We start from the raw sequence: 3,514 nt of genomic DNA on the forward strand, positions 1-3,514 counted from the left end.
GGGTAGGAGATTATATTAACCTAACCTCTCATACGGATATGAAAGATAAATTAGAACCTTACCACACATTGAAAGTTACCAAGGTGATACACGACATAATTGAGTTTAATCCAGAATACACATCTGTTGTTAAAGAACACCACCAATTAATAACACTTCAATGTGAAAAGGTTTAAAAGTTTAAACTGTTACGTCCACAAGGAGCTAACTTAATCAAATGCTGAGTAAACTGTGTTTGTAAGTCCTCCTTGTATTCGGTTAATTCAGGTAAAACTTCTTTCAATAGTTGTAATTGGTCAAATTTATCTAAATCTCCAATCTTGTTTAACTTGATTAACGTTAAGTCTAATTCGTTATACATAATATATTCTCCTTATGAGATTTAATTTAATTTGTTACCGTGGGGTAATGTGGATACATTTTCGTGTACAACGTACACAGGGTTAACAAGGCATTTAATAAGGATTCACAACGCTTGGTGTTCCAAGCAAGAATGTTACGGTCCACCAACTAGCGTTGTTCACCTCTTAATGCTGCGTTATGGGGCTGCGAAGCTTTAACTAAGGAGAGACAATTAATGGTAAAAAAATGCCTTATTGGGGCAGCTTTTATATTCTACGTGACTTCTGTGGCATATCTGTTGTTAGGGTTGGTGCATATAGGTTTTCCTTCGATTGAAAAAGCAGTTGTGATAAAAGGTCTTGTTTCTTTTATGTCTACAGCAGTTAGTTTATTTATTGCGTATCTTGCATATAAAGCAGCTAACAAAGCTGCAATTGCAACTGAAAACGCAGCTGAGTCGAATCGTCTTGCTGTGTCAATTGCTGAACAATCATTATTTAATACAACGTTCGAACGAAGATTAAGTGTTTATAAGGCAATGTGGGAATTAAATGGCGTTTTGGAGACTGTTGATAGGTATATAGAGGTTAATCGCAAGGAGCTAGAGAAGAACTATGTAAGCAATGAATCATATGAAAAAATATTAACTCTCCGAGAAGCACTAATATTTGAATCGAAAGTCTTGCCAGAACAACTACAAAATAAAATTTCCAAATTTTACGTGGATGTTAAACATGAAATATCATGTCAAGTAGTACCTCAAGAAGTAAAAAATGAGGTTTGCCCTGAACTTGATGAGGAGCTGTTCGAGAGGATAAAGTTGTGGCAAAAAAAGAACCATGAAAGGAATTTAGAAATTAAGGGACTGCTAACTGAACTGAGTCCCTATCTAAAAGCCCCATAACAAACAATTTAAGAGGGATTCCCAACGCTTGGCATTTTTGCTTCTACTTCAATTTTAGTGTTTACGGTACAATGCTTTAGGTTGGGTAGTAGCGTTGTTCACCCCTTAATTGGGCGTTATGTTTACTTGAATTTCAATGGCTTAAATATCCTTCGAACACTGTTCTTTGTCCCTTTAGCCATTCGTTCGAGCTGCCTCAGCAAATCCGCAATGTCGTCTCAAGTTCGTGAATTTCTCAACCCGTAAAACATGTCAATGTTCGTGGGTTGCTTCATTTTCAGGTCGTGGCGGTTGGTTTCAAATCTCGCTGGCTCTAAGTCGCTTTGAGCGTATTTGTCAGTTAGCATTTCGGCTTGGCAGTTGCCTCGGCAATTTGCCATTGTTCTGTGCTTTGGTAGGAAGGAGAGGGTGCTTGTTGAAGCTAAGCCGGGTTGCCTCATTGGGCAGGGAAATGGAATTACGCGCTTCGTGTTTCGTGCCTCTGGCGGCCAAGTGAGTTTGGGTGTGTGACTTGCTTCTTGAAACGTGGTCAACAAAGCAGTTCTTTACCAAATAAATCAGTCATTTGTGGTAAAACATAACAAACAATTTAAGAGGGATTCCCAACGCTTGGCATTTTTGTATCTACTTCAAATTTAGTGTTTACGGTACAATGCGTTAGGTAAGGTGGTAGCGTTGCTCACCCCTTAATTGGGCGTTATGCGTCACAAGGAAATTCATGTCAAAAGTAACATTGAAAGGCTTTATTTTAGTTTCTGAGTCGGAGCTTGAATTAGTAAAAAGTGAGTTGGTAAATCATAAACGTCTAACTCTAGAAGAAGGTGGGTGTATCACGTTTAGTGTCATTCAAAATTCAGAAAACGCTCTTCGCTTCGATGTTTATGAAGAGTTCACGGACAAAGTGGCTTTTGAACAACATCAGGAAAGAGTTAAAGCTTCTCATTGGGGAAAAGTGACAGTAAATGTTGAACGTCACTATGAAGTCTTTGAGTAAACGCATAACAAACTGTTCAAGTAGATTCGGCATGCGTGGCATTTTTGGTTTACAGCGGTTTTAGTGATTACGTAGTGTTGCGGAAGCTTTTGTAGTGCATGCCTCACTACTTAACAGGGCGTTATGTGTTTTTTAGCTAGTTCCAATCGAAACAAGCACATAGAATTGGCAGACTCGTTTCCAAGTTGGTTTTCAGCATGAATAGATCAAGCATGTTTGGGATTGTGGCATCACTATTAGGATTGTCAGCTTTAATCTTTACTCTGATGGACGGTTCACATTTTCCAGTAATTCAATGGCCATACGAAGCATATCAAGGCTTAGTATTCTCGTTTGTTTGGGGCTTTGGCGTATCAGCGACGGTTGGATATTTACTATCAATCCTAGTTTTCATAGGTGCTGCCGTTGTTTGCTTTGCAGTGGGTCATAAAATATCACGTAGCGTGTTTGGGTGAGGCTAACTTTAGCTTAGAGTTCATACACATAACAAACGCCTCAAGAGGGACTGTCAACGCGCGGCGTTTCCAGTCCCATTGAGCCGCGGTGGTTGCAGTTGTTGTGTTTGAGTTTAGTGTTATGCGTTGCCAGCCCCTTAGGCGGGCGTTAGCTGAATAGGACGAGATTTGAGTATGTTTACAGTTCCAGATACAGAAAAGAAAATTCGAGCTAAAATTTCAAGCTACAAATCTGGGCTTAATCGTGAGCTTAGAGAGTATGGTGCTATCTCGGACGGTTACGGGAAAAGGTATTTAATATTTCCGTTGTTGCTTGTACTTAATGATTTAGAAAAAGCAAAAGAGTACATGGAGTGGTATGACGTCCAATTTCCAGATGATATTGGCGAACCAATTCAAATGCTATCTCGCTCAATTTTGTCTCATCGTTTAGGTAATACAGAAAAGGCAACGTATGAATTAGCAGCAACGATGTTATCTAATGTGTACCTTTTACCGTGGCTTTTCGGTAATAATATCGGTCCATTTGGTATAGAACAAACATCAGACTTTGCTGACCCTGAACACTGCGATTATATGCCTGTGGAAGTGTTTCACAGCATCAGTGGTGAAGAGCTCTATTGGATAGAAAGTTGTTTTGAGTCTGAGGTTTTTAGAGAGGCTCATACAAGGTTCATAGAAATATCGCTTATTTTGAACCTTGTTTCAGAAGAAGAGCGTCATGCTTTACTAAACGAACGAAATGGTCTTCTAAAACCGTTTGAAAAATTCAGCTAACAAACGGCTCAAGAGGGATTGCCAACGCTTGGCGGCTTTAGT

5 protein-coding genes are annotated in these 3,514 nt (G+C 39.3%); 4 read left to right on the forward strand and 1 reads right to left on the reverse strand.

What is annotated here, in order from left to right; genetic code table 11:
- Positions 1-172: 172 nt before the first annotated feature.
- Positions 173-361: a hypothetical protein gene (locus tag AACQ17_RS07670; protein ID WP_094167814.1), complete on the reverse strand. Its 189-nt coding sequence runs from the start codon at positions 359-361 to the stop codon at positions 173-175.
- 216 nt (positions 362-577) lie between these two features.
- On the opposite strand from AACQ17_RS07670, the gene AACQ17_RS07675 reads away from it, so the two are divergent.
- From AACQ17_RS07675 to AACQ17_RS07690, 4 genes are all read left to right on the forward strand, one after another.
- Entirely contained in the window at positions 578-1,246 is a 669-nt protein-coding gene (locus AACQ17_RS07675) for a hypothetical protein (protein ID WP_094167815.1), read from the forward strand.
- 718 nt (positions 1,247-1,964) lie between these two features.
- Positions 1,965-2,240 (forward strand): putative quinol monooxygenase, encoded by a 276-nt coding sequence (locus tag AACQ17_RS07680; protein WP_094146927.1) that lies wholly within the window; start codon positions 1,965-1,967, stop codon positions 2,238-2,240.
- Between the two features lie 197 nt (positions 2,241-2,437).
- Positions 2,438-2,695: a hypothetical protein gene (locus tag AACQ17_RS07685; RefSeq protein WP_094146928.1), complete on the forward strand. Its 258-nt coding sequence runs from the start codon at positions 2,438-2,440 to the stop codon at positions 2,693-2,695.
- Positions 2,696-2,869: 174 nt separating this feature from the next.
- The gene (locus AACQ17_RS07690) at positions 2,870-3,472 is read left to right on the forward strand and encodes a hypothetical protein (RefSeq protein ID WP_047691324.1); all 603 of its coding nucleotides are present in this window, start codon (positions 2,870-2,872) and stop codon (positions 3,470-3,472) included.
- Positions 3,473-3,514 lie beyond the last annotated feature (42 nt).

Source organism: Vibrio sp. V10_P2A27P122 (assembly GCF_963874335.1).
GTDB lineage: Bacteria > Pseudomonadota > Gammaproteobacteria > Enterobacterales > Vibrionaceae > Vibrio > Vibrio anguillarum.